14 protein-coding genes and 3 rRNA genes are annotated in these 23,478 nt (G+C 66.6%); 5 read left to right on the top strand and 12 right to left on the bottom strand.

From position 1 onward, the window contains the following. Nucleotides 1-16: 16 nt before the first annotated feature. The 5 genes from OG257_RS32290 to OG257_RS32270 form a co-directional block, all read right to left on the bottom strand. Entirely contained in the window at nucleotides 17-2,512 is a 2,496-nt protein-coding gene (locus OG257_RS32290) for a mannose-1-phosphate guanyltransferase (protein ID WP_329213124.1), read from the bottom strand. 111 nt (nucleotides 2,513-2,623) lie between these two features. Further along, nucleotides 2,624-3,232, bottom strand: coding sequence for a CDP-alcohol phosphatidyltransferase family protein (locus OG257_RS32285; protein ID WP_329213122.1), 609 nt, complete (start codon nucleotides 3,230-3,232; stop codon nucleotides 2,624-2,626). Between the two features lie 144 nt (nucleotides 3,233-3,376). Continuing rightward, a 5S ribosomal RNA gene (gene rrf / locus OG257_RS32280) occupies nucleotides 3,377-3,493 on the bottom strand. A gap of 79 nt (nucleotides 3,494-3,572) precedes the next feature. Beyond that, nucleotides 3,573-6,697: ribosomal RNA gene (locus OG257_RS32275) — 23S ribosomal RNA — on the bottom strand. A gap of 296 nt (nucleotides 6,698-6,993) precedes the next feature. Continuing rightward, nucleotides 6,994-8,519: ribosomal RNA gene (locus tag OG257_RS32270) — 16S ribosomal RNA — on the bottom strand. Together the 16S, 23S and 5S rRNA genes form the textbook arrangement of a ribosomal RNA operon. Before the next feature lie 700 nt (nucleotides 8,520-9,219). Here OG257_RS32270 and OG257_RS32265 point away from each other — a divergent pair. Beyond that, a complete protein-coding gene (locus tag OG257_RS32265) occupies nucleotides 9,220-9,669 on the top strand; it encodes a PTS sugar transporter subunit IIA (protein WP_329213120.1) in 450 nt (149 codons plus the stop codon). Nucleotides 9,670-9,741: 72 nt separating this feature from the next. After that, a complete protein-coding gene (gene ptsP, locus OG257_RS32260; protein WP_329213118.1) occupies nucleotides 9,742-11,412 on the top strand; it encodes a phosphoenolpyruvate--protein phosphotransferase in 1,671 nt (556 codons plus the stop codon). Nucleotides 11,413-11,485: 73 nt separating this feature from the next. Here the strand turns inward: ptsP and OG257_RS32255 are convergent, their stop codons facing one another. Both OG257_RS32255 and OG257_RS32250 read right to left on the bottom strand, forming a co-directional pair. Beyond that, nucleotides 11,486-12,400 carry a hypothetical protein gene (locus OG257_RS32255; protein WP_329213116.1) on the bottom strand — a complete coding sequence of 305 codons (915 nt, stop codon included), beginning with the start codon at nucleotides 12,398-12,400 and terminating at the stop codon, nucleotides 11,486-11,488. A gap of 78 nt (nucleotides 12,401-12,478) precedes the next feature. Continuing rightward, nucleotides 12,479-14,455 carry an acetoacetate--CoA ligase gene (locus tag OG257_RS32250; RefSeq protein ID WP_329213114.1) on the bottom strand — a complete coding sequence of 659 codons (1,977 nt, stop codon included), beginning with the start codon at nucleotides 14,453-14,455 and terminating at the stop codon, nucleotides 12,479-12,481. 222 nt (nucleotides 14,456-14,677) lie between these two features. Between OG257_RS32250 and OG257_RS32245 the strand changes: the two genes are divergently transcribed. Beyond that, nucleotides 14,678-17,059: a glycoside hydrolase family 31 protein gene (locus tag OG257_RS32245; protein ID WP_329213112.1), complete on the top strand. Its 2,382-nt coding sequence runs from the start codon at nucleotides 14,678-14,680 to the stop codon at nucleotides 17,057-17,059. Here the strand turns inward: OG257_RS32245 and OG257_RS32240 are convergent. Further along, nucleotides 17,047-17,622: an NUDIX domain-containing protein gene (locus tag OG257_RS32240; RefSeq protein ID WP_443054511.1), complete on the bottom strand. Its 576-nt coding sequence runs from the start codon at nucleotides 17,620-17,622 to the stop codon at nucleotides 17,047-17,049. The two genes, OG257_RS32245 and OG257_RS32240, sit on opposite strands and share 13 nt — an antisense overlap. Here OG257_RS32240 and OG257_RS32235 point away from each other — a divergent pair. After that, nucleotides 17,621-18,427, top strand: a complete 807-nt coding sequence (locus tag OG257_RS32235) for a M15 family metallopeptidase (RefSeq protein WP_329213108.1) — start codon at nucleotides 17,621-17,623, stop codon at nucleotides 18,425-18,427. The genes OG257_RS32240 and OG257_RS32235 overlap by 2 nt on opposite strands. 120 nt (nucleotides 18,428-18,547) lie before the next feature. After that, nucleotides 18,548-18,895 (top strand): DUF962 domain-containing protein, encoded by a 348-nt coding sequence (locus OG257_RS32230; RefSeq protein WP_329213105.1) that lies wholly within the window; start codon nucleotides 18,548-18,550, stop codon nucleotides 18,893-18,895. Between the two features lie 141 nt (nucleotides 18,896-19,036). Here OG257_RS32230 and OG257_RS32225 read toward each other — a convergent pair whose 3' ends face one another. Genes OG257_RS32225 through OG257_RS32210 form a run of 4 tightly spaced genes read right to left on the bottom strand, consistent with a single transcriptional unit; the run spans nucleotide 19,037 to nucleotide 23,314 of the window. Then, a complete protein-coding gene (locus OG257_RS32225; protein WP_329213103.1) occupies nucleotides 19,037-19,642 on the bottom strand; it encodes a GTP-binding protein in 606 nt (201 codons plus the stop codon). Continuing rightward, nucleotides 19,623-20,060 (bottom strand): DUF742 domain-containing protein, encoded by a 438-nt coding sequence (locus OG257_RS32220; protein ID WP_329213101.1) that lies wholly within the window; start codon nucleotides 20,058-20,060, stop codon nucleotides 19,623-19,625. Before OG257_RS32220 ends, OG257_RS32225 begins: the two co-directional genes overlap by 20 nt. Before the next feature lie 9 nt (nucleotides 20,061-20,069). Next, nucleotides 20,070-20,513 (bottom strand): roadblock/LC7 domain-containing protein, encoded by a 444-nt coding sequence (locus OG257_RS32215; RefSeq protein WP_329213100.1) that lies wholly within the window; start codon nucleotides 20,511-20,513, stop codon nucleotides 20,070-20,072. Next, nucleotides 20,510-23,314, bottom strand: coding sequence for a sensor histidine kinase (locus OG257_RS32210; RefSeq protein ID WP_329213097.1), 2,805 nt, complete (start codon nucleotides 23,312-23,314; stop codon nucleotides 20,510-20,512). Before OG257_RS32210 ends, OG257_RS32215 begins: the two co-directional genes overlap by 4 nt. Nucleotides 23,315-23,478 lie beyond the last annotated feature (164 nt).

Genomic DNA, 23,478 nt, shown 5'->3' with positions numbered 1-23,478 from the left:
GGCCACCCGGCCGGGCTCAGTCGCCGGCGCTGTCCACGATCGCCGACCACTCGTCGAGCAACGCCTGGGCCGAGGCGTCATCGGGGCCTTCGGCCCACAGGTGGGTGACGGCCTCCGCCCTGTCGGGCAGCACCATCACCCAGCGGCCGTCGGTCTCCACCACCCGGACACCGTCGGTGGTGTCCACGCTGCGATCCCCTGCCGCCTCCACGACCCGCCGCATGACGAGCCCCTTGACCGCCCAGGGCGTCGCGAGGTCACGGCGCAGCACATGGGCACGCGGGATGCGGGCATCGATCTGGCTGAGCGTGAGCTGGGTCCGGGCCACCAGCCCGATGAGCCTGACGAAGGCCGCCGAGCCGTCGAAGACGCTGCTGAACTCGGGAATGATGAAGCCGCCGCGCCCGTCACCACCGAAGATGGTGGCGTCCTCGCGCCCCACCCTGGTCAGGTCGTCCGGAGACGTGGTCGTCCACTCCACCTGTGTGCCGTGGTACGCGGCCACCTGCTCGGCGACGCGGGTGGTGGTCACCGGCAGGGCCACCCGCCCGCTCCGCCGCTCGGCCGCCACGAGGTCGAGCATGACCAGCAGGGCCCTGTCGTCCTCGATGATCCGGCCCCGCTCGTCGACGAGGGAGAGACGCTCACCGACAGGGTCGAACCGCACCCCGAAGGCCGCCCGTGCGGACGACACGATCTCCCCGAGCCGCACCAGACCGGCCCGCCGGGTCTCGGCGGACTCGGTGGGCCGCGACTCGTCGAGACCGGGGTTGATCGTCAGCGCGTCCACACCGAGCCGCCCGAGCAGACTGGGCAGGACGAGCCCCGCGCTGCCGTTGGACGCGTCGACGACGACCTTGAGGCCCGCATCGGCGATGCCGTCCGTGTCGACGTTGCGGAGCAGGGACCCCGTGTAGGAGTCGAAGACGCTCGACGGGAAGTGGAGGTCCCCGATCTCACCGGGGAAGGCCCTGCGGTACTCCTGGCGGGCGTAGACCCGGTCCAGCTTGCGCTGACGCGCCTGGGAGAGATCGGCACCGCGTTCGTCGATGAACATGATGTCGACGGAATCCGGCACTCCCGGCGAGGTCCGGATCATGATGCCGCCGGCGCTGCCTCGCGCGGTCTGCTGGCGGGCCACCGGCAGCGGCACGTTCTCCAGGTCCCGTACGTCGATGGCGCTGGCCTGCAGGGCGGAGATGACCGCTCTCTTCAGTGCGCGCGCACCTCGGGAGTGGTCACGGGCCGTCGTGACGGTCGACCCCTTCTTCAGGGTCGTCGCGTACGCACCGGCCAGCCGCACGGCCAGTTCGGGGGTGATCTCGACGTTCAGGATCCCGGAGACACCGCGCGCTCCGAAGAGATGCGCCTGCCCACGCGACTCCCAGATCACCGAGGTGTTGACGAAGGCACCGGCCTCGATGGTCTTGAACGGGTACACCCGCACATTGCCCTGGATGATCGATTCCTCGCCGACCAGACATTCATCGCCGATAACGGCGCCGTCCTCGATGCGGGCCGCCCGCATGATGTCGGTGTTCTTACCGATCACGCAGCCACGAAGATTGCTGTGCTGGCCGATGTACACGTTGTCGTGCACCACGGCCCTGTGCAGGAAAGCGCCGGTTTTCACAACGACGTTCGACCCGATGACGGTGTGCTCACGGAGTTCGACGCCGGCTTCGATCTTGGCGTAGTCGCCGATGTACAGCGGCCCTCGGAGCACCGCGTCGGGGTGGACCTCCGCGCCTTCCGCGACCCACACACCGGGCGAGATCTCGAAGCCGTCGAGCTCGACGTCGACCTTGCGCTCCAGTACGTCGGCCTGGGCCTTCACATAGCTCTCGTGAGTGCCCACGTCCTCCCAGTAGCCCTCGGCGACATAGCCGTAGATCGGCTTGCCCTCCTTCATGAGCTGCGGGAACACGTCGCCGGACCAGTCCACGGAGGTATCGGCCTGGACGTAGTCGAAGACCTCGGGCTCCATGACGTAGATGCCCGTGTTGACGGTGTCCGAGAAGACCTGGCCCCAGGTCGGCTTCTCCAGGAATCGCTCGACCTGCCCCTGCTCGTCGACAATCGTGATGCCGAACTCCAGCGGATTCGGGACCCTGGTCAGGCATACCGTGACCAGTCCGCCCTTCTCCTTGTGGAAGGCGATGAGGTCCGTCAGGTCGAAGTCGGTGAGGGCGTCACCGGAAATAACCAGGAAGGTGTCGTCCTTGAGGGCTTCCTCGGCGTTCTTGACACTTCCCGCGGTGCCGAGTGGCTTCTCCTCGTTGGCGTAGGTGAGCTCCATTCCGAGTTCTTCGCCGTCGCCGAAGTAGTTCTTCACGAGCGAAGCCAGAAACTGAACGGTTACGACGGTCTCATTGAGCCCATGCCGTTTGAGCAGCCGCAGCACGTGTTCCATGATCGGCCGATTGGCTACGGGCAGGAGCGGCTTGGGCATGCTTGAGGTCATGGGGCGAAGACGAGTGCCTTCGCCGCCGGCCATAACGACGGCCTTCATGTCGGAAACGTCCTCCTTGAAGAGACGACGGTCTAGCCGACATCACCCGTCGGGGCAACAACCACAGCTTCCGTTGCGGACCGGCGACACTGCGCGGCACCGCACAACGAGCTATTCGGCTACTTCATCCGCCTTGACGAGTCGGCGGACCTGGACCACGTAGAGGATCCCTGCCCACCAATAGAGCGTTGTACCCCAACCAGCGAACGCCCATCCGAAAACGGCGCCCAGCGAGGCCAGCCAACCACTTCCGTCACTGAGCAGCAACAAGGGGAAGGCGTACATCAGGTTGAAGGTTGCAGCTTTCCCGAGGAAGTTCACCTGCGGCGGCGGATAGCCGTGCCGACGCAGGATTCCCACCATGACAAGGAGCATGAGCTCACGTGCGAGAAGAGCTGCGGTGAGCCAGAGCGGCAGGATCTCGCGCCAGGTGAGCCCGACGAGAGTCGACAGGATGTAGAGGCGGTCGGCAGCGGGGTCCAGGAGTCGCCCGAGGCTGCTGATCTGGTTCCACCGGCGGGCGAGCTTGCCGTCGAGATAGTCGCTCACGCCGCTCAGCATCAGCACCAGCAACGCCCAGCCGTCGCTGTTGGGCCCGCCGAAGACGGGACGAAGGATCAGCCACAGGAAGAGCGGCACGCCGACGAGGCGAGCCATGCTGAGGATGTTGGGGATGGTGAGTACTCGGTTCGTCTGAACTCGAGTCTCCTGGACCTCCACCCGGGGGCCTCCTGTGAAGAACGTGCCAATGATGCACCCTGACCCTACCCTCAGCCGCGGAGGGCCGACGCACGGGGGTACAAGGATGCGATGAACGCAGAAAAGCCCCGTGCCACAAGGGCACGGGGCTTTCCCGGAATAATTGTTCGGCGGCGTCCTACTCTCCCACAGGGTCCCCCCTGCAGTACCATCGGCGCTGAAAGGCTTAGCTTCCGGGTTCGGAATGTAACCGGGCGTTTCCCTAACGCAATGACCACCGAAACACTATGAAATTAACCAACACCGGATGAAAACACGGCTGTTCGTTATTTCAGAACTAACACAGTGGACGCGAGCAACTGAGGACAAGCCCTCGGCCTATTAGTACCAGTCAGCTCCACCCGTTACCGGGCTTCCACATCTGGCCTATCAACCCAGTCGTCTACTGGGAGCCTTAACCACTCAAGGTGGTGGGAATACTCATCTCGAAGCAGGCTTCCCGCTTAGATGCTTTCAGCGGTTATCCTTTCCGAACGTAGCCAACCAGCCATGCCCTTGGCAGGACAACTGGCACACCAGAGGTTCGTCCGTCCCGGTCCTCTCGTACTAGGGACAGCCCTTCTCAATATTCCTACGCGCACAGCGGATAGGGACCGAACTGTCTCACGACGTTCTAAACCCAGCTCGCGTACCGCTTTAATGGGCGAACAGCCCAACCCTTGGGACCGACTCCAGCCCCAGGATGCGACGAGCCGACATCGAGGTGCCAAACCATCCCGTCGATATGGACTCTTGGGGAAGATCAGCCTGTTATCCCCGGGGTACCTTTTATCCGTTGAGCGACAGCGCTTCCACAAGCCACTGCCGGATCACTAGTCCCGACTTTCGTCCCTGCTCGACCCGTCGGTCTCACAGTCAAGCTCCCTTGTGCACTTACACTCAACACCTGATTGCCAACCAGGCTGAGGGAACCTTTGGGCGCCTCCGTTACTCTTTAGGAGGCAACCGCCCCAGTTAAACTACCCATCAGACACTGTCCCTGATCCGGATCACGGACCCAGGTTAGACATCCAGCACGACCAGAGTGGTATTTCAACGACGACTCCACAACCACTGGCGTGGCTGCTTCAAAGTCTCCCACCTATCCTACACAAGCCGAACCGAACACCAATATCAAACTATAGTAAAGGTCCCGGGGTCTTTCCGTCCTGCTGCGCGAAACGAGCATCTTTACTCGTAGTGCAATTTCACCGGGCCTATGGTTGAGACAGTCGAGAAGTCGTTACGCCATTCGTGCAGGTCGGAACTTACCCGACAAGGAATTTCGCTACCTTAGGATGGTTATAGTTACCACCGCCGTTTACTGGCGCTTAAGTTCTCAGCTTCGCACACCCGAAAGTGCACTAACCGGTCCCCTTAACGTTCCAGCACCGGGCAGGCGTCAGTCCGTATACATCGCCTTACGGCTTCGCACGGACCTGTGTTTTTAGTAAACAGTCGCTTCTCGCTGGTCTCTGCGGCCACCCCCAGCTCAGGAAGCAAGTTCCCTCACCAGTGATGGCCCCCCTTCTCCCGAAGTTACGGGGGCATTTTGCCGAGTTCCTTAACCATAGTTCACCCGAACGCCTCGGTATTCTCTACCTGACTACCTGAGTCGGTTTAGGGTACGGGCCGCCATGAAACTCGCTAGAGGCTTTTCTCGACAGCATAGGATCATCCACTTCACCACAATCGGCTCGGCATCAGGTCTCAGCCTTAATGTGTGACGGATTTACCTACCACACGGCCTACACCCTTACCCCGGGACTACCACCGCCCGGGCTGGACTACCTTCCTGCGTCACCCCATCGCTTACCTAGTACAAGTCTGGTTCATCGGCTCCACCACTACCCTCAACTCCGAAGAGATCGGGCCGGCTTCACGGACTTAGCATCGCCTGATTCAGTATTGGGCGTTTCAAAGCGGGTACCGGAATATCAACCGGTTGTCCATCGACTACGCCTGTCGGCCTCGCCTTAGGTCCCGACTTACCCTGGGCAGATCAGCTTGACCCAGGAACCCTTAGTCAATCGGCGCACACGTTTCTCACGTGTGTATCGCTACTCATGCCTGCATTCTCACTCGTGAACCGTCCACAACTCGCTTCCGCGGCTGCTTCACCCGGCACACGACGCTCCCCTACCCATCCATACTCCCGTTGGGGATATGTGTATGAATGACACGACTTCGGCGGTACGCTTGAGCCCCGCTACATTGTCGGCGCGGAATCACTTGACCAGTGAGCTATTACGCACTCTTTCAAGGGTGGCTGCTTCTAAGCCAACCTCCTGGTTGTCTCTGCGACTCCACATCCTTTCCCACTTAGCGTACGCTTAGGGGCCTTAGTCGATGCTCTGGGCTGTTTCCCTCTCGACCATGGAGCTTATCCCCCACAGTCTCACTGCCGTGCTCTCACTTACCGGCATTCGGAGTTTGGCTAAGGTCAGTAACCCGGTAGGGCCCATCGCCTATCCAGTGCTCTACCTCCGGCAAGAAACACACGACGCTGCACCTAAATGCATTTCGGGGAGAACCAGCTATCACGGAGTTTGATTGGCCTTTCACCCCTAACCACAGGTCATCCCCCAGGTTTTCAACCCTGGTGGGTTCGGTCCTCCACGAAGTCTTACCTCCGCTTCAACCTGCCCATGGCTAGATCACTCCGCTTCGGGTCTTGAGCGCGCTACTAAATCGCCCTATTCGGACTCGCTTTCGCTACGGCTTCCCCACACGGGTTAACCTCGCAACACACCGCAAACTCGCAGGCTCATTCTTCAAAAGGCACGCAGTCACGACTGCATGTGCAAGCACATACAGCGACGCTCCCACGGCTTGTAGGCACACGGTTTCAGGTACTATTTCACTCCGCTCCCGCGGTACTTTTCACCATTCCCTCACGGTACTATCCGCTATCGGTCACCAGGGAATATTTAGGCTTAGCGGGTGGTCCCGCCAGATTCACACGGGATTTCTCGGGCCCCGTGCTACTTGGGTGTCTCTTAAACGAGCCGTTGATGTTTCAGCTACGGGGGTCTTACCCTCTACGCCGGACCTTTCGCATGTCCTTCGCCTACATCAACGGTTTCTGACTCGTCTCACAGTCGGCAGACTATGAAAAAGAGATCCCACAACCCCGTATGCGCAACCCCTGCCGGGTATCACACGCATACGGTTTGGCCTCATCCAGTTTCGCTCGCCACTACTCCCGGAATCACGGTTGTTTTCTCTTCCTGCGGGTACTGAGATGTTTCACTTCCCCGCGTTCCCTCCACACTGCCTATGTGTTCAGCAGTGGGTGACAGCCCATGACGACTGCCGGGTTTCCCCATTCGGAAACCCCCGGATCAAAGCTTGGTTGACAGCTCCCCGGGGACTATCGTGGCCTCCCACGTCCTTCATCGGTTCCTGGTGCCAAGGCATCCACCGTGCGCCCTTAAAAACTTGGCCACAGATGCTCGCGTCCACTGTGCAGTTCTCAAACAACGACCAGCCACCCATCACCCCGTTCCGAAGAACGAGTTCACTGGGGCCGGCAACCGAAGGCAGCCTTACGGCCATACCTTCAGATACCCAACAGCGTGCCCGACCCGACCGATCCTTCTCACTTTCCACGCCGAAGCAGTACTCGCAAAAACAACCTGTCGTGCCGAATAGTCAACGTTCCACCCATGAGCAACCACCGTCGAACATTTGCCGACGAAATGGTCTCTGGATTCCCCGAAGAGAATCTAGATGCTCCTTAGAAAGGAGGTGATCCAGCCGCACCTTCCGGTACGGCTACCTTGTTACGACTTCGTCCCAATCGCCAGTCCCACCTTCGACAGCTCCCTCCCACAAGGGGTTGGGCCACCGGCTTCGGGTGTTACCGACTTTCGTGACGTGACGGGCGGTGTGTACAAGGCCCGGGAACGTATTCACCGCAGCAATGCTGATCTGCGATTACTAGCAACTCCGACTTCATGGGGTCGAGTTGCAGACCCCAATCCGAACTGAGACCGGCTTTTTGAGATTCGCTCCGCCTCGCGGCATCGCAGCTCATTGTACCGGCCATTGTAGCACGTGTGCAGCCCAAGACATAAGGGGCATGATGACTTGACGTCGTCCCCACCTTCCTCCGAGTTGACCCCGGCAGTCTCCTGTGAGTCCCCATCACCCCGAAGGGCATGCTGGCAACACAGAACAAGGGTTGCGCTCGTTGCGGGACTTAACCCAACATCTCACGACACGAGCTGACGACAGCCATGCACCACCTGTATACCGACCACAAGGGGGGCACCATCTCTGATGCTTTCCGGTATATGTCAAGCCTTGGTAAGGTTCTTCGCGTTGCGTCGAATTAAGCCACATGCTCCGCTGCTTGTGCGGGCCCCCGTCAATTCCTTTGAGTTTTAGCCTTGCGGCCGTACTCCCCAGGCGGGGAACTTAATGCGTTAGCTGCGGCACCGACGACGTGGAATGTCGCCAACACCTAGTTCCCAACGTTTACGGCGTGGACTACCAGGGTATCTAATCCTGTTCGCTCCCCACGCTTTCGCTCCTCAGCGTCAGTAATGGCCCAGAGATCCGCCTTCGCCACCGGTGTTCCTCCTGATATCTGCGCATTTCACCGCTACACCAGGAATTCCGATCTCCCCTACCACACTCTAGCTAGCCCGTATCGAATGCAGACTCGGGGTTAAGCCCCGAGCTTTCACATCCGACGTGACAAGCCGCCTACGAGCTCTTTACGCCCAATAATTCCGGACAACGCTCGCACCCTACGTATTACCGCGGCTGCTGGCACGTAGTTAGCCGGTGCTTCTTCTGCAGGTACCGTCACTTGCGCTTCTTCCCTGCTGAAAGAGGTTTACAACCCGAAGGCCGTCATCCCTCACGCGGCGTCGCTGCATCAGGCTTTCGCCCATTGTGCAATATTCCCCACTGCTGCCTCCCGTAGGAGTCTGGGCCGTGTCTCAGTCCCAGTGTGGCCGGTCGCCCTCTCAGGCCGGCTACCCGTCGTCGCCTTGGTAGGCCATTACCCCACCAACAAGCTGATAGGCCGCGGGCTCATCCTTCACCGCCGGAGCTTTTAACCCCGTCCCATGCAGGACAGAGTGTTATCCGGTATTAGACCCCGTTTCCAGGGCTTGTCCCAGAGTGAAGGGCAGATTGCCCACGTGTTACTCACCCGTTCGCCACTAATCCACCCCGAAGGGCTTCATCGTTCGACTTGCATGTGTTAAGCACGCCGCCAGCGTTCGTCCTGAGCCAGGATCAAACTCTCCATGAATGTTTTCCCGTAATCGGGAGAGCACCATAAAAGAGCGGGACGACCAACCGGAATAGGGCTGGTCATCCACAGCGTCCTCGCTGATGTTGCCTACCCGCCACATGGGCCAGTAGGACTTCAAAGGAACCACCAACCCACCGAAGTGGGCCGGGGTATCAACAAATTTGGCGTTGACTTTTGGCACGCTGTTGAGTTCTCAAGGAACGGACGCTTCCTTCGGTCCCGTTTCACCGGGGCCCTCCGGGCGCTTCCCTTCGTTCTTGCGTTTCCGACTCTATCAGACTCTTTCGTGTCCGATTCCCGGTCGAAGCGGGCCCCCTGCGAAGCAGGAGAATTGTTACTGCGCTTTCCAGTTCTTCGCTTTCGCGTTTCCCTTTCCGGCGAGTCCGACTCTATCAGCCGTTTTCCATTTCCTTGACCAGCTCCTGCAGACATGCAGAATGAGGCTCAGGTAGAAAGTTCGGTGTGAGAGAGTCGCCGCCGACCCCCGACTCAAGGTCGCGTTGGGGCCAGGCAGGAGTACGACAGTACAGGCCGCTGTGGGGCGAGGCAAATCGTTCGCGGTGTACCCCTAGGTCTGTCAACCGGTAGCTCTCGGGCGGAACCGTGACTTCATATGACTTACGCTGCTGATCAGTACGCCGTCCCCATCAGTCGGTACGGCGACAACAGACGAAGCTCCACCCCTGGGAGGCTCCCCATGACCACAGTGACGTCCCCGCTTGTCGGCCGCGCCATCGGACTCACCGCGGTTCCCGACCCGGTCTTCTCCGGCGCCATGGTTGGTCCCGGTACCGCCATCGACCCCGTGCGCGAGCCCTCCGAGGCCGTCTCTCCGGTCGACGGCATCGTCGTCTCCCTGCACCCCCACGCCTTTGTCGTCGTGGACGACGAGGGACACGGGGTGCTGACCCACCTCGGGATCGACACCGTACAGCTCAATGGCGAGGGCTTCGAGCTCCTCGTGAACAAGGGGGACACCGTGACCCGCGGTCAGGGCATCGTGCGGTGGGACCCGGCCGCCGTCGAGGCAGCCGGCAAGTCGGCGATCTGCCCGATCGTGGCGCTCGAGGCCACCGCCGATTCCCTTTCCGAGGTGCGCGAGGACGGCGACGTGAAGGTCGGAGACGCACTGTTCGGCTGGCAGTAACACCTTTGGCACCAACTGCCAGTGGGCATTCACCGCGGTGGCACAGCCGCCGCACAACCGGAGACGGGTGAAATGGAGACAACGCTGCGAGGCGTCGGCGTGAGCCACGGTGTGGCGATCGGCGAAGTTCGGCACATGGGTACGGCGGTGCTGGAGCCGCCCGCCAAACAGATTCCTACGGAGGAGGCCGAGCGCGAGCAGGGGCGCGCCCGCCAGGCCGTGGAAGCTGTCGCGGCCGACCTGATCGCGCGAGGCAATCTGGCCGGCGGCGAGGCCCAGCACGTGCTCGAGGCCCAGGCCATGATGGCGCAGGACCCGGAGCTCATGGCCGATGTGGATCGCCGCATCGCGGTCGGCAGTACCGCGGAGCGTGGGGTCTACGACGCATTCGCCTCGTACCGGGCTCTGCTGGCCAATGCCGGGGAGTACCTGGCCGGCCGCGTCGCGGACCTCGACGATGTGCGGAACCGGATCGTCGCGCGGTTGCTCGGCGTTCCGATGCCGGGTGTTCCGGACAGCGACGAGCCGTACGTTCTGATCGCGCGTGACCTGGCCCCGGCCGACACGGCGCTGCTGGACCCGGCCCTGGTGCTCGGGTTCGTCACCGAGGAGGGCGGTCCGACGAGTCACAGCGCCATTCTGGCGCGGGCACTCGGAGTTCCGGCCGTCGTTGCTCTCCCGGGAGCCGGGGAGATCGCCGAGGGCACGGTCGTCGCGGTGGACGGCAGTACCGGTGAGGTCTTCGTCGAGCCGAGCGACGAGAAGCGCACGGAGATGGAGAGCGCAGCGGCGGCCCGCAAGGCGGCACTGTCCGCTACGACCGGTCCCGGTGCCACGTCCGACGGCCACAAGGTCCCGTTGCTCGCCAATGTCGGCGGTCCGGCCGACGTGCCGGCGGCGGTGGAGGCCGGTGCCGAGGGCGTCGGGCTGTTCCGTACGGAGTTCCTGTTCCTGGACGACAGCAAGCAGGCGCCCACCGAGGCGAAGCAGATCGCGGCCTACCGTGCCGTGCTGGAGGCGTTCCCCGAGGGGCGCGTGGTCGTGCGGGTGCTCGACGCCGGTGCGGACAAGCCGCTGGACTTCCTGACCCCGGCGGACGAGCCGAACCCGGCGCTCGGTGTCCGTGGGCTGCGTAGTCTGCTGGACCACCCCGATGTGCTGCGCACTCAGTTGACCGCCCTGTCCAAGGCGGTCGAGGGGCTGCCCGTCTACCTCGAGGTCATGGCCCCGATGGTGGCCGACCGTGCCGATGCGAAGGCCTTCGCGGACGCGTGCCGTGAGGCCGGACTGCAGGCGAAGTTCGGTGCGATGGTGGAGATTCCCTCCGCCGCGCTGCGGGCTCGCTCGATCCTGCAGGAGGTGGAGTTCCTGTCGCTGGGTACCAACGACCTGGCGCAGTACACCTTCGCGGCCGACCGGCAGGTGGGTGCCGTGTCCCGGCTGCAGGACCCGTGGCAGCCGGCGCTGCTGGATCTGGTCGCTCTGTCGGCCGACGCCGCCCGCGCGGAGGGCAAGAGCTGTGGTGTCTGCGGAGAGGCTGCCGCGGACCCGCTGCTTGCCTGTGTGCTGACCGGTCTGGGTGTCACCTCGCTGTCCATGGGTGCCGCTTCCATTCCGTATGTGCGCGCCACGCTGGCGAAGTACACGCTCGCGCAGTGCGAGCGTGCCGCTTCCGCCGCTCGTGCGACGGACTCCGCCGAAGAGGCACGGGTCGCGGCGCAGGCGGTCCTGTCGGGCGAGTAACGCCGCCGGACTCGCGTGATCGGTTGTGAAGGGGTTCCCGCCCGGCAGGCGGGAACCCCTTCGTCCTTTCCCGTCAGTGGTGCCTGTCCGGCTCGTCGGCGCCCAGGTCGAAGCCTGCGCAGTACTCCACGTTCGACTCCGGTGAGACCGGTTCGCCCGTGTCCGCGTCGGTGCAGTAGGCGCTGAAGACCTCGCCCGCGGTGAGCGGGACGAGTCCGCCGCGGATCAGGCGCCAGCCGTACACCCGGTCCGGAGCGTCCGTGGTGCTGGTGCGCAGCACCACGCCTCCCCGTGTCTCGAGGGCGATGCCGACGGCGAGGACGGTGGCGAACTCCGCCCCTTCCGACGATTCCAGGTGCACCGGGCCGTCGGGCTGCCTCGTCGTGTGGAGCACGGCGAGGAGCTGTTCGTTTTCCGTGGGTGTGCTGCAGACCGCGTGGTGGGTGCCCGGTCCTGCTGCCTCCAGCAGACGCATCAGCAGGTGGGAGGCCCGGTCGAAGGCGGCCCTGCCGATGTCCTGTCCGCAGTCCGCGCAGTCTCCGAGGTCTGCCAGGAGCATCGTGGCGTACTCCCAGGTCGCCCGGCGGACGGCGCGCGAGACGAGGAGCGGGATCAGGGCGTCGATGGGCTGGCCGGTGTAGGCCACGGTGGCCCCGGCGGCGGCGATTTCGGCCGTGAAGCGGCTGCGGTTCGTGCGGTCGTCCGGATCGAGGTCCGCATCGGTGCAGAACTCCGCGTAGTCCTCCGGGTCGAAGAGGGCGACCGTGGTGTGCATTCCCTGCGCCGCAAGGGTTTTGAGGAGGCCTTCGACCTGCTGCAGGTAGACGGAGTGGTCGTCGAAGATGAAGCTCCGGTAGTGACGCATCGCCGCGAAGTCCTCGGCGTCGACCAGGAGGCCGACGGTGTTGGGTGCTTCGCGGCGCAGCGCGCGTCGCATGGATGTGCCGGAGCGGTGGTGGGTGCGTTTCGTCTGCTTGGTGTGCGCCATGAGTCCCCCTGTGCGCTGTCGATCAATGCTCACTCAGCGTAATCAGGGGGACTGACAACGGTGCCCTCAGTGACCGGGTCAGCGGCGTTCGCGGGCGAGGTTCTCGTAGAAGTGGAGGAGTTCGAGGTTGTCGATCGAGCCGGGGTTGACCGCCTTGGACAGGGCCGTGCCCTGCAGGAGGCGCTTGACCGGAACCTCGATGCGTTTGCCGGTGAGGGTGTGCGGGATGCCGGGGACTTCGATGACCTCGTCCGGTACGTGGCGTGGGGAGAGGTTCTCGCGGATCGTCTGCTTGATGCTGTTGCGGAGGTCGTCGTCGAGCGCGGCGCCTTCGGCGAGGTGGACGAAGAGCGGCATCCAGTAGCCTCCGTCCGGCTCCTCGATGCCGATGACGAGCGATTCGCGGATCTCGGGGAGCCGTTCGACGGCTTCGTAGATGTCCGCGGATCCCATCCGCACCCCCTGCCTGTTGAGGGTGGAGTCGGAGCGTCCGTGGATGATGACCGAGCCGTGGCCGGTGAGCGTGATCCAGTCGCCGTGACGCCAGACGCCGGGGTACATGTCGAAGTAGCTGTCGTGGTAGCGGCTGCCGTCGGGGTCGTTCCAGAAGTGGATCGGCATGGAGGGCATGGGGCTGGTGACGACGAGCTCGCCGACCTCGCCGGTCAGCGGCTTGCCTGCCGGGTCCCAGGCCTGGAGGTCCGTGCCGAGGCAGGGGGCCTGCAGTTCGCCGATGTGGACCGGCAGGGTGGGGACCGCGCCCGCGAAACAGCTGCAGACGTCCGTGCCGCCGCTGACGGAGGCGATCCACAGGTCCTCGGCCACCTCGTCGTGGAGCCAGCGGAAACCGTCCGGCGGAAGTGGGGACCCGGTGGTCGCGACGCATTGGACGCGGCTGAGGTCATGGTCGCGGCCCGGATGGATTCCGGCCTTGCGGCAGGCCATGACGTAGGCCGCGGAGGTACCGAAGAGGGTCGCTCCGGTCTGTTCGGCGACCCGCCACTGGGCGCTGACGTCCGGGTATCCGGGGCTTCCGTCGTAGAGCACGACCGTGGTGCCGGTGAGCAGCCCGGAGACGAGGAAGTTCCACATCATCCAGCCGGTGGAGGTGTACCAGAAGAAGCGGTCGTCGGGGCCGAGGTCGCAGTGCAGCCCGATCTGCTTGAGGTGTTCGACGAGGATGCCGCCCTGGGACTGGACGATCGCCTTGGGAAGTCCGGTGGTCCCGGAGGAGTACAGCACCCAGAGCGGGTGCTCGAAGGGGACTTGCTCGAAGACCGGTTCGACGTCGGCGGCGGTGAGCGCGGACCACTCGAGGGCTCCGTCGGGCGCGTCCGTGCCGAGGAGGGGGATGTGGACGACGGCGCGCAGGGTGGGGAGTTCGCGTCGGAGCTCCGCCACGGTCTCGGTGCGGTCGTGCTCCTTGCCGCCGTAGCGGTAGCCGTCGACGGTGAACAGGACGACGGGTTCGACCTGCTGAAAGCGGTCGAGGACGCTGCGGGCGCCGAAGTCGGGGGCGCACGAGGTCCAGACTCCGCCCACGGCAGCGGTGGCGAGGAAGGCGACGACCGCCTGCGGAATGTTGGGGAGGTACCCGCTGACGCGGTCGCCGGGTGTGACGCCGAGGGCGCGCAGCTCGGCCGCGAGGGAGCCGACCTGGCTGCGGAGCGACGACCAGCTGATGGGGATCTGTGTGTGGGTCTCGTCGACGTGGAGCAGTGCCGGGGCGTCGGCGCGCAGGGGGTCGTCGGCGGTACGCAGCGCGTGTTCGGCGTAGTTGAGGGTGGATCCGGGGAACCACTGGGCGCCGGGCATGGCGCGGTCGCCGATGACTGTCTCGTACGGGGTGGAGAAGCGGACGTCGAACCAGTCGGTCACTGCCTGCCAGAAGGTGTCGAGCTCGTCGACCGACCAGCGGTGCAGTGCCTCGTAGCCGCCGTCGGCCGGGGCTCCGTACCGCTCTGCCGCCCAGCGCTGGAAGCGGGTGACGGCCGCGGCCTCGATACGTTCGGGGTCGGGCTGCCAGAGGGGGGCTTCGCCGGCTGCTGAGGTCATGGGGTGGCTCCCTGGCCTTTCTCGGGTACGCGGGGTGTGCGTGCGTCGCGCGCACGGGCTGGGGTGTGCGCGTGAGCGGCATTCACGGACGATGCCATGTGATCGTCTTTCGCACCAGGGTCTCCCTGCCATGGTTGCCGGCACGGCAGTGTGGTCCGGCCACAGGTGAACGGAAGCTGAACGGACCCCGTTCGCCGCCGGCCGGGTGGCAGGGTGGCCTGCATGGATGGTCGTGACCTGGTGCGCTCGGTGAAGATGGTCGGTTCTGTGCAGGGAATGCGCGCGGTGCGCTCCGCCTGGCGGCGACGGCGGGCGGACGCGCGGGCGTTGCCGCCGCGGGGGCCGGAGCGGGCTCGGGTTCCCGGTCTTCTGGTGGGGGCGGAGCCCGGACCGGGCGGGGGTGTCGTGAGATTCGCCCGTTCGGAGTTGCGCATCCGTGTGGCTGTCGGTGGTGCGGTGTTCTGGTCGTGGGACGGTGCGGAGGCGCTGCCCTCCTACGCGTTGCCGGGAGCGGCGCCGGAGCCGGATCCGCGGGCGGGGCTGGAGCCGGACAAGGACGGCGGCTGGCAGGTGGTGTCGGAGCGGCTGACGGTGGCGGTGTCGCGGCACGGTGCGGTGGAGCTCCGTACGCCGGGCGGTGTGGTGCTGCGCCGGGAGCTGCCGCCGCGGTGGTGGGAACCGGTGGGCGGGGGCGCGGCGCGTTGGGTGCAGCGCTCCGAGGTGCCGGCCGACGCGCGCTTCTTCGGCCTCGGCGGGCGTGCGGGCGGGCCACGGCTGCGCGGGGGGACGTACCGGCTGTGGAACACCGATCCGGGGGGTCGCTTCGGTCCCGGGGACGATCCGTTGTATCTGACGATGCCCGTGCAGTTGGTGGTGTCGGACGCGGGGACGCATCTGGCCTTCCACGACAACACCTGGTCGGGCCGGGTGACGCTCCGGGAGGGTGAGGAGGGTGCGGGGTCCGGGCACGACCGGCCGGGTACGTGTGAGGTGCGGATGGAGGGCGGTCCGCTGCGCTGCTGGGTGGTTGCGGGTACGCCGTCCAGGGTGCTGCAGGGCTGGACGGCGCTGACCGGTGCGCCCGCGCTGCCGCCCTCGTGGGCGCTGGGTCCGCAGCATGCCAGGTGGGGGTTCGGCAGCGAGGACGAGGTGCGGCGGACAGTGGCGGGGTACCGGGAGCGCGGGCTTGCGCTGTCGGCGGTGCACCTGGACATCGATCACTACGACGCGCATCAGGTCTTCACCGTCGACCGTGAGAGGTTCCCCGATCTGCCCCGGCTGGCCAAGGAGTTGCGTGCGGACGGGGTGCGCCTGGTGTCGATCGTCGACCCGGCGGTGAAGGCCTCACCGGGCAACGCGGTTTTCGACAGCGGCCAGGAGGTGGGCACGGCGGGTGCGTTCGTCCGGGATCCCCAGGGGGGTCAGGTGCTCGGTGAGGTGTGGCCGGGTGAGTGCGTCTATCCGGACTTCACCGATCCGCAGGTGAGGCAGTGGTGGGGGACGCTGTACGAGGAGCGGCTTGCCCAGGGGTTCTCCGGGGTGTGGCACGACATGAACGAGCCGGTGGCGTTCACGGGGTTCGGCGACCCGACCCTGCCGCGTTCGTCCCGGCACGCTCTGGAGGGCCGTGGCGGTGACCATCGTGAGGCCCACAATGTGTACGGCCTGACGATGGCGCAGGCCGGGTACGAGGGGCTGTGCCGGCTGCGGCCCGATGAGCGGCCGTTCCTGTTCTCCCGTTCCGGCTGGGCGGGGATGCAGCGGTACGGGGGCACCTGGTCCGGTGATGTGGCCACGGGGTGGCCCGGGCTGCGTGCCTCGCTGGCCCTGGTGCTGGGTCTCGGGCTCTGCGGGGTGCCGTACTCGGGGCCGGATGTGGGCGGGTTCGACGGGTCGCCGTCGCCGGAGCTGTACATGCGCTGGTTCCAGCTGGGCGCGTACCTGCCGTTGTTCCGTACCCATGCGGCCATCGATGCGGGGCGGCGGGAGCCGTGGGAGTTCGGGCCCGAGGTGCTCAGTGGCGCGAGGGCCGCGCTGGAGGAACGGGAGCGGCTGCGCCCGTACTTCGTGACGCTGGCGGAGCTGGCCCGGCTGACGGGTGCGCCGTATGTGCGGCCGTTGTGGTGGGGGGCCTCCGGGGACCGGGCACTGCGGGAGTGCGAGGACGCGTTCCTGCTGGGCGACGCGCTGCTCGTGGCGCCGGTGCTGGAGTGCGGATCGGATCGCAGGGCGGTCCGGCTGCCGCGGGGCCGTTGGTACGACACGGCGACCGAGGAGGCGTACGAGGGGCCGGGACAGGTTCTGGTGGATGCGCCGTTGTCCCGGATTCCGGTTCTGGCGCGGGCCGGGGCGGTGCTGCCGGTTCGCGGTGCGGACGGAAGCACGGAGCTGGAGGTGTGGGCTCCGGCGGCGGGGCGCACGGGTGGCGGGCTGGTGGCCCGCGATGTGGGCGACGGGTGGACGCGGTCCGAGGTGGAGCGGTTCACGTCACGGCTCGCCGGCGGGCGCGTGGTGGTCGAGCGGGACGGCGAGGAGGACCTGGTGACGTATCCGGTACGGGTGCGGGGGCTGCGGGCGCCCACGGCCCCGGGTCAGTTGCTGTAGCTGCCGGCGAACCAGGAGCGCACGGCCTGGGTGTGCAGCGGGAAGGCGAGCTCCGCGGGGGTGCGCAGGACCGTGAATCCCGAGGTCTCGTCCGTCGGCAGGGAAGGCGGCAGGTCTGCGGCGGGGCGTGGCGGGAGCAGGCCGAAGAGGAGGAGATGGCCGTCCGGGGAGCTCAGGGCGTCGGCGAGCCGGACGTCCGCCCCGTCGGCCTTGATCCCGGTTTCCTCGCGCAGTTCCCGTACGACCGCGTCGCGCCAGTCCTCGGTCTGGTCGATGTACCCGCCGGGCAGGGCGATGCCGCCCAGTTGCGGCGGGATGGTGCGGGTGATGACGACGAGTCCGGTGCCGCGCGGGCCGGTGACCGGCAGGAGGGCGACGGCGACGGACAGCGGGTTGCGGTAGGCGGTGGCGCCGCACGCGGGACAGGTGCGTGGCCAGGGGGTGGGTACCGACGGGTCGGCGGAGTACGGGGCTCCGCAGGTGCTGCAGTGGGAGTCCTTCACGGGCGGACTGTATCCGATCACCCTTCTCCCCGTCCCCGAGCTGATGGACGATGTGCCCATGACAGGAATCGCTCACGCCATCCGCGCTTCGGCCGCCGCTGCCGCCGCCCTGCTCGCCGTGACCGCTGCCGCTCCGGTGGCCCGGGCCGAGCCCGAACCCAAGGCTCCCTCGGAGTTCGTCGACCTGCGCTCCGTCGATCCCACGATCATCACAGAGATGCGGTACAGCACCGAGCACACCTTCCTGGGCGAGCGGGTGGAGGGGTACCGGCAGCCCGTCTGCATCCTGACCCGGCCCGCGGCGCGGGCGCTGCGCACCGCTCAGCGGAGCCTTCTGCGCCAGGGTTACTCGCTCAAGGTGTACGACTGCTACCGGCCGCAGCGTGCGGTGGACCACTTCGTGCGCTGGGCGAAGGATCTCGACGACCAGACCATGAAGGGCGAGTTCTATCCGCTCGTGGACAAGACCCGTCTGTTCGAGGACGGTTACATCGCCGAGAAGTCCGGTCACAGCCGGGGCAGCACGGTCGACCTGACGCTGGTGAAGCTGCCCGCCCTGCCGACCAGGCCCTACGTGCCGGGCGAGCGGCTGGCGCCGTGCTACGCACCGGCGGACGAGCGGTTCCCGGACAACTCGGTGGACATGGGGACGGGCTATGACTGTTTCGACACCCTGTCGCACACGGACGACCCGCGGGTGCAGGGGATACAGCGCACGAACCGGCAGTTCCTGAAGACGACGCTCGCCGGTCTCGGCTTCGTGAACCTGGCCGAGGAGTGGTGGCACTACACCTACAAGCCGGAGGTCTTCCCGGACACGTACTTCGACTTCCCGGTGAGCAGGCGGTCCGTCGCGGGTCACTGAGCCTCGCGGGCGAGAAGAACGGGCGACCGGGACCACCCCCGTGGGCTCCGGCCGCCCGTTCTCCTTATCGGACGCGGAACTGCCGTATCCGGTTGCCACGTGAGCCATTACGGTGCCTTTATGTCACAGCAGACGTTCAATTCGTATGAAGAGTTCTGGCCCTACTACGTCGCGATGCACTCCAGGGCGGCGACGAGGTGGGTCCATCTGACGGGAACGCTGACGGGTGTCGCCGTCACCGCCTACGGGCTGGCGCGCGGCCGGAAGCGCTACCTCGCGGCGCTGCCCCTGATCGGGTACGGCACCGCCTGGCCGGCGCACTTCCTCATCGAGAAGAACAATCCCGCCACGTTCGGGCACCCCGCGTGGTCACTTCGCGGCGATGTGCAGATGATCCGCATGATGCTCGCCGGACGCGACGGGGAACTGGCCGAGACGGCCGCCAAGTGGCACGCCGAGAACCCCTGACAGCAGAGTGCGCACGGGGGTTGACGGTCCGTCACGGCAGGTGAAGACTCCTCCCACGGCCGCTGCAGGCCCGCACCGTACGCGCGGCCCGTACCCCGGTCGGCGGGGGTACGGGCCGCGTTCAGTGCTGTCGCCGAGCCGTCAGGTCGTGGCAGGTTCCCGGAGCCGGTCGGCCCGCGCCATCGCATGTTCGACGACGGCCACCAGCACGTCCCGTACGGACGCCCGGTCGCGCGCGTCGCACAGGAGAACGGGTACCTCGGGGTCGAGGTCGAGTGCCGTCCGTACCGCCTCGTTGGGGAACTGCTCCGCCCCCTCGAAGAGGTTGACCGCGACGGTGAACGGGATCCCGCGGCGCTCGAAGTAGTCGACCGCCGCGAAGCAGTCCTCCAGCCGGCGGGTGTCCGCGAGGACGACCGCCCCCAGCGCACCCTGGGCCAGTTCGTCCCACAGGAACCAGAACCGGTCCTGTCCGGGCGTCCCGAACAGATAGAGGACCAGGTCCTCGCGCAGGGTGATCCGCCCGAAGTCCATGGCCACCGTGGTGGTGCTCTTGCCCTCGACACCGGCAAGGTCGTCGACGGGGCGGCCCGCCTCGCTCAGCCTCTCCTCCGTACGCAGCGGTCTGATCTCGCTGACCGCCCCCACCAGGGTCGTCTTGCCCACGCCGAATCCGCCCGCCACCAGGATTTTCAGGGTAACGGGCTCAACGGGCCGCTTTCTGCGGCTAGAGCGCCCGAAGGCCATTGATCACCTCGCGAAGAATGTTCACGTCCGGCAGCTCGGCCGGCGGAACGGGACGGGTGACATGCACCAGTTCGTCCTCGACGAGGTCACCGACCAGGACCCGGACCACCCCCACGGGGAGGTCCAGTCCGGAGGCGAGCTCGGCGATGGACTGGGGCATGTCGCTGCACAGTTCAACGATCTCCACGTGCTCCGGGGAGAGCGTCTGGTCGCGGCCCGGATCGTCGGCCGCGGGTTCGGGGACGACGATCGCGATCAGGTCGAGACGGTGACGGGACGCACTGCTGGTACGCCCCCGGGTCATCGCGTAGGGGCGGACGACCGGGCCTGCTTCGGCGTCGTACCAGCGCGAGGAACCCGCGTCGGCGGGAGCGGGTGATGATCCGGGGGCGGTCCCCCGGACGGAGTCGGCGCTCATGCCGTCCGCTCACCCGCCGGCGGGGAGACCGGTCGTCCGGGGGGCGTTGGCCAGGTGGACCCCCACGCGCTTGACCATGAGTGTCATCTCGTACGCCACCTGCCCGACGTCCGAGTCCGAGTCGGAGAGGACGGCGAGACAGCTGCCGTCGCCGGCCGCGGTGACGAAGAGGAAGGCATCGTCGAGTTCGACGACGGTCTGCCGGACCCGGCCCGCGTCGAAGTGGCGGCCGACGCCCTTGGCGAGGCTGTGGAATCCGGAGGCCACGGCTGCCAGGTGTTCGCTGTCCTCGCGGGTCAGGTCCTTGGACGTGCCGGTGGCCAGGCCGTCGCTGGAGAGCACCAGCGCCTTACGGATGCTCGCGACGCGCTCGACCAGTTCGTCGAGCAGCCAGTTGAGTTCGCCGGAGCCCTGGCGTGAGGCGTTGTGTGCTGCGGCGTTCGGTGCGGTCATCGACCGTCCCCTCCCGGAGTGGTTCCTGGTGCTGTCTCGCCGCGGCCGGTCACGTCCTCGGCGTTCTGCCGACGGCCGCGCTGCCAGCCGCTTTGAAGCGAAGCCATGCGATTGCGTACTTCGTCCGCGTCACGTTCGAGGTCGTCGGCGGTGCCTGCGGGGGCGTGGCCGGGAGTCCGGCCCGCGGAGTCCTCCCGGAGCTGAGGGGCGAGGCTGGCCTGCCGGACCCTGCGCGGCAGGCCGCCCACGGTGTCCGGTGCGGACGGCCGTGCGCTGGAGCTGCGCTGCGACGGGAGGGGGGCCGTCCGGCCGGCCGCGGGCAGGGTGCCTGCGTCGGGTACGGCCTGGAAGGCCGCGGCGTCCGGCGCGGCGGGGAAGTCGTCCGGGGCCGTGGAGCGGGACCGCTCCGGTTCGCCGACCCGGCGGCCGTGGTCGGTGACCAGGGTCGGCGGCTTGCGGCGCGGCAGCGGCACGGGCCCTGCGGGGCGCATCGGGCGGACGTCTCCGGCGCGCCCGTCGGACGGGTCGAACGCCTGCTGGTGCTGTTCACGGCCGGTGTCCCGGCGCAGGTCGCGGGCGCGGAAGATGCCGCCACGCTCACTCTCCGTGTCCTCGAGGTCGGAGACGCCGTCCAGAACGGGCGCGAGCGCCGGGTCGAGCGCCTGGTCGTCGGTGAACTCGAGTGCCCCTACCGGGCTTTCGAGTTCCACCGGGCCGTCGAGCACGGACGGGTCGGTGAGACCGGTGGGGACCGGGGAGAGCCCGGCGGTCCTGACCGTGGTGGTCGTGTCCGCCAGTCCGTCCCTGCGGGCCTTGTCGCTGCCGGGCACGGTGCTGCTCGGCCGGCCGCTGCCGATCGCCTTCTCGGCCCGGCGGTCGAGGCGGAAGCCCGTGCCATGGGTGTCGGGTGCGTCGGTGAGCAGCTGGGCAGGGATGAAGACGATCGCGGTCGTCCCCCCGTACGGCGATGTCTGCAGCGACACCCTGACGTTCTGCCGCTGGGCGAGCCGGCTGACCACGAAGAGGCCGAGCCGGTCGGTGTCGGAGAGCTCGAACTCGGGGGTCTCGGCGAGCCGCAGGTTGGCGTCCAGGAGTACCTCGGGCGCCATGCCGAGGCCACGGTCGTGGATCTCGAGCGTGAAGCCGTTGGCCACGCGTTCGCCGTGCACCTGGACCGCGGTGTGCGGGGGCGAGAACACGGTGGCGTTCTCGAGGAGTTCGGCGATCAGGTGGGTGAGGTCGGCCACGGCGGGGCCGCCCACGCCGATACGGGCGAGGCGCCGTACTTCGATCCGCTCGTAGTCCTCGACCTCGGCGACCGCTGCCCGGACCACGTCCATCAGCTGGATGGGCTTGCGCCACTGCCGGGACGGGGCCGCCCCGGAGAGGATCACGAGTCCTTCGGCGTGGCGCCGCATACGGGTGGTGAGGTGGTCGAGGCGGAAGAGATCGGAGAGTTCGTCGCTGTTCTCGGTGCGGCGCTCCATGGTGTCCAGGAGCGTCAGCTGGCGGTGCAGGAGCACCTGGTTGCGCCGTGCGAGATTGACGAAGACCTCGGAGACGCCGCGGCGCATGTCCGCCTGCTTGACCGCGGCCTCGACGGCGGCCCGCTGGAGCGTGTTGAGCGCCTGGCCGACCTGGCCGATCTCGTCCCGCTCGTACTGGAGGTGCGGGGCCTCGGTCTCGACGTCGACCTGTTCGCCCGCGGCCAGCCGCCGCATCACGCTGGGCAGCCGTACGCCGGACACCTCGTGGGCGTCCTTGCGCAGCCGGGAGAGGTCGCGGACGAGCTCGCGTCCGATGCGTACCGAGACGAAGACGGAGACGAGCAGGGCGAGGAATCCGAGGACACCGGCGACGCCTGCCCGTACGAGGACCCGGTATCCGGCCGGTTCGGCGCGGTCCTGGAAGCGGTTGGCCATCTCCGTGCTGTCGTTGGCCAGGTGTTCGAGGACCGGCGGGGCCACTTCCTGCCAGCGCGCGGCGTCGATGGCGCCGGGCTTCTTGAACGGTCCTGCGGCGATGAGCCGTTGCTCGGCCGTACGCAGCGGTTCGGTGTCGGGGCTTCCCCAGTACTGCTCCATGCGCCGGCTCTCGGACCCGGGCAGCAGTTCGAGGTTGACCTCGTACAGGAGTTTGCGGCTGGCCGCGAGGTCGGAGACGGCACGCAGCTCGGGGGCGCCCAGGCGTCCCGCGATGAGGCCCGAAGCGATCAGCGCGTCCTCGCGGGAGAGCATCTCGCGCGCCCGGGAGATACCGACCAGGGCCCGCACCTGCTTGTCCATCGACACGTTCTCCATCGTGTGGAGACCGTTGAGGAAGCGGTAGCAGGGGTCGACGAGGCCGTTGTAGAAGTCGAGGGCCCGGGTCCGGTCGATCGTGCGCTTCTCGACGGACGCACGCAGCGCGTCCAGGCCGTCGACCTCGCTGAGGATCGAATCGAGCTGCGTCTCCGCGTCCGGACTCAGCGCGTCGCGTACGCCCTCCTGCTGTGCGCTCCTCCTGACGTCCGCCACGACCCGGTCGGTCACGGCTCGTTGACGGCGCAGGATCGGCAGGGCGTCCGAAGCCCGGGGGTCGGCGAGGAAGACCAGCGTCTGTCGGCGTTCGCCCTGGACGGCCCGGACGGTGTCCTCAAGGGGGTGGCCGACCTTCTCCACGATGGCGCTCGCGCCCATCAGTTCACCGGCTTCGCGTCCGGTGACGTAGGTGGCGAAGACCCAGAGACCCGTGAGAGAGACGAGCGGCACCAGGAGCAACGCCACGATCTTCCTGCGGATGGACTTCCCGCGAAAGCGCATGGCCTCCCCCAGCTCGACCCCGCTCTGCGGGGGTGGTTGTGTCGGTGTCGTTCCGGTGTTCCGGCGGTGGTCCGCCGGAGGTACGTCGGTGTTCCGTCAACAAACGGCGCGAGCCTACTACTGACACGCAGACAACTCGAAGGCGTGTCCGGACGATTTTCGGC

Origin of the sequence: Streptomyces sp. NBC_00683, assembly GCF_036226745.1 — a bacterium.
Taxonomy (GTDB): domain Bacteria; phylum Actinomycetota; class Actinomycetes; order Streptomycetales; family Streptomycetaceae; genus Streptomyces.
The sequence above is the reverse complement of the archived record's forward strand: the minus strand, read 5'-3'. Positions and strand labels throughout refer to the sequence as shown.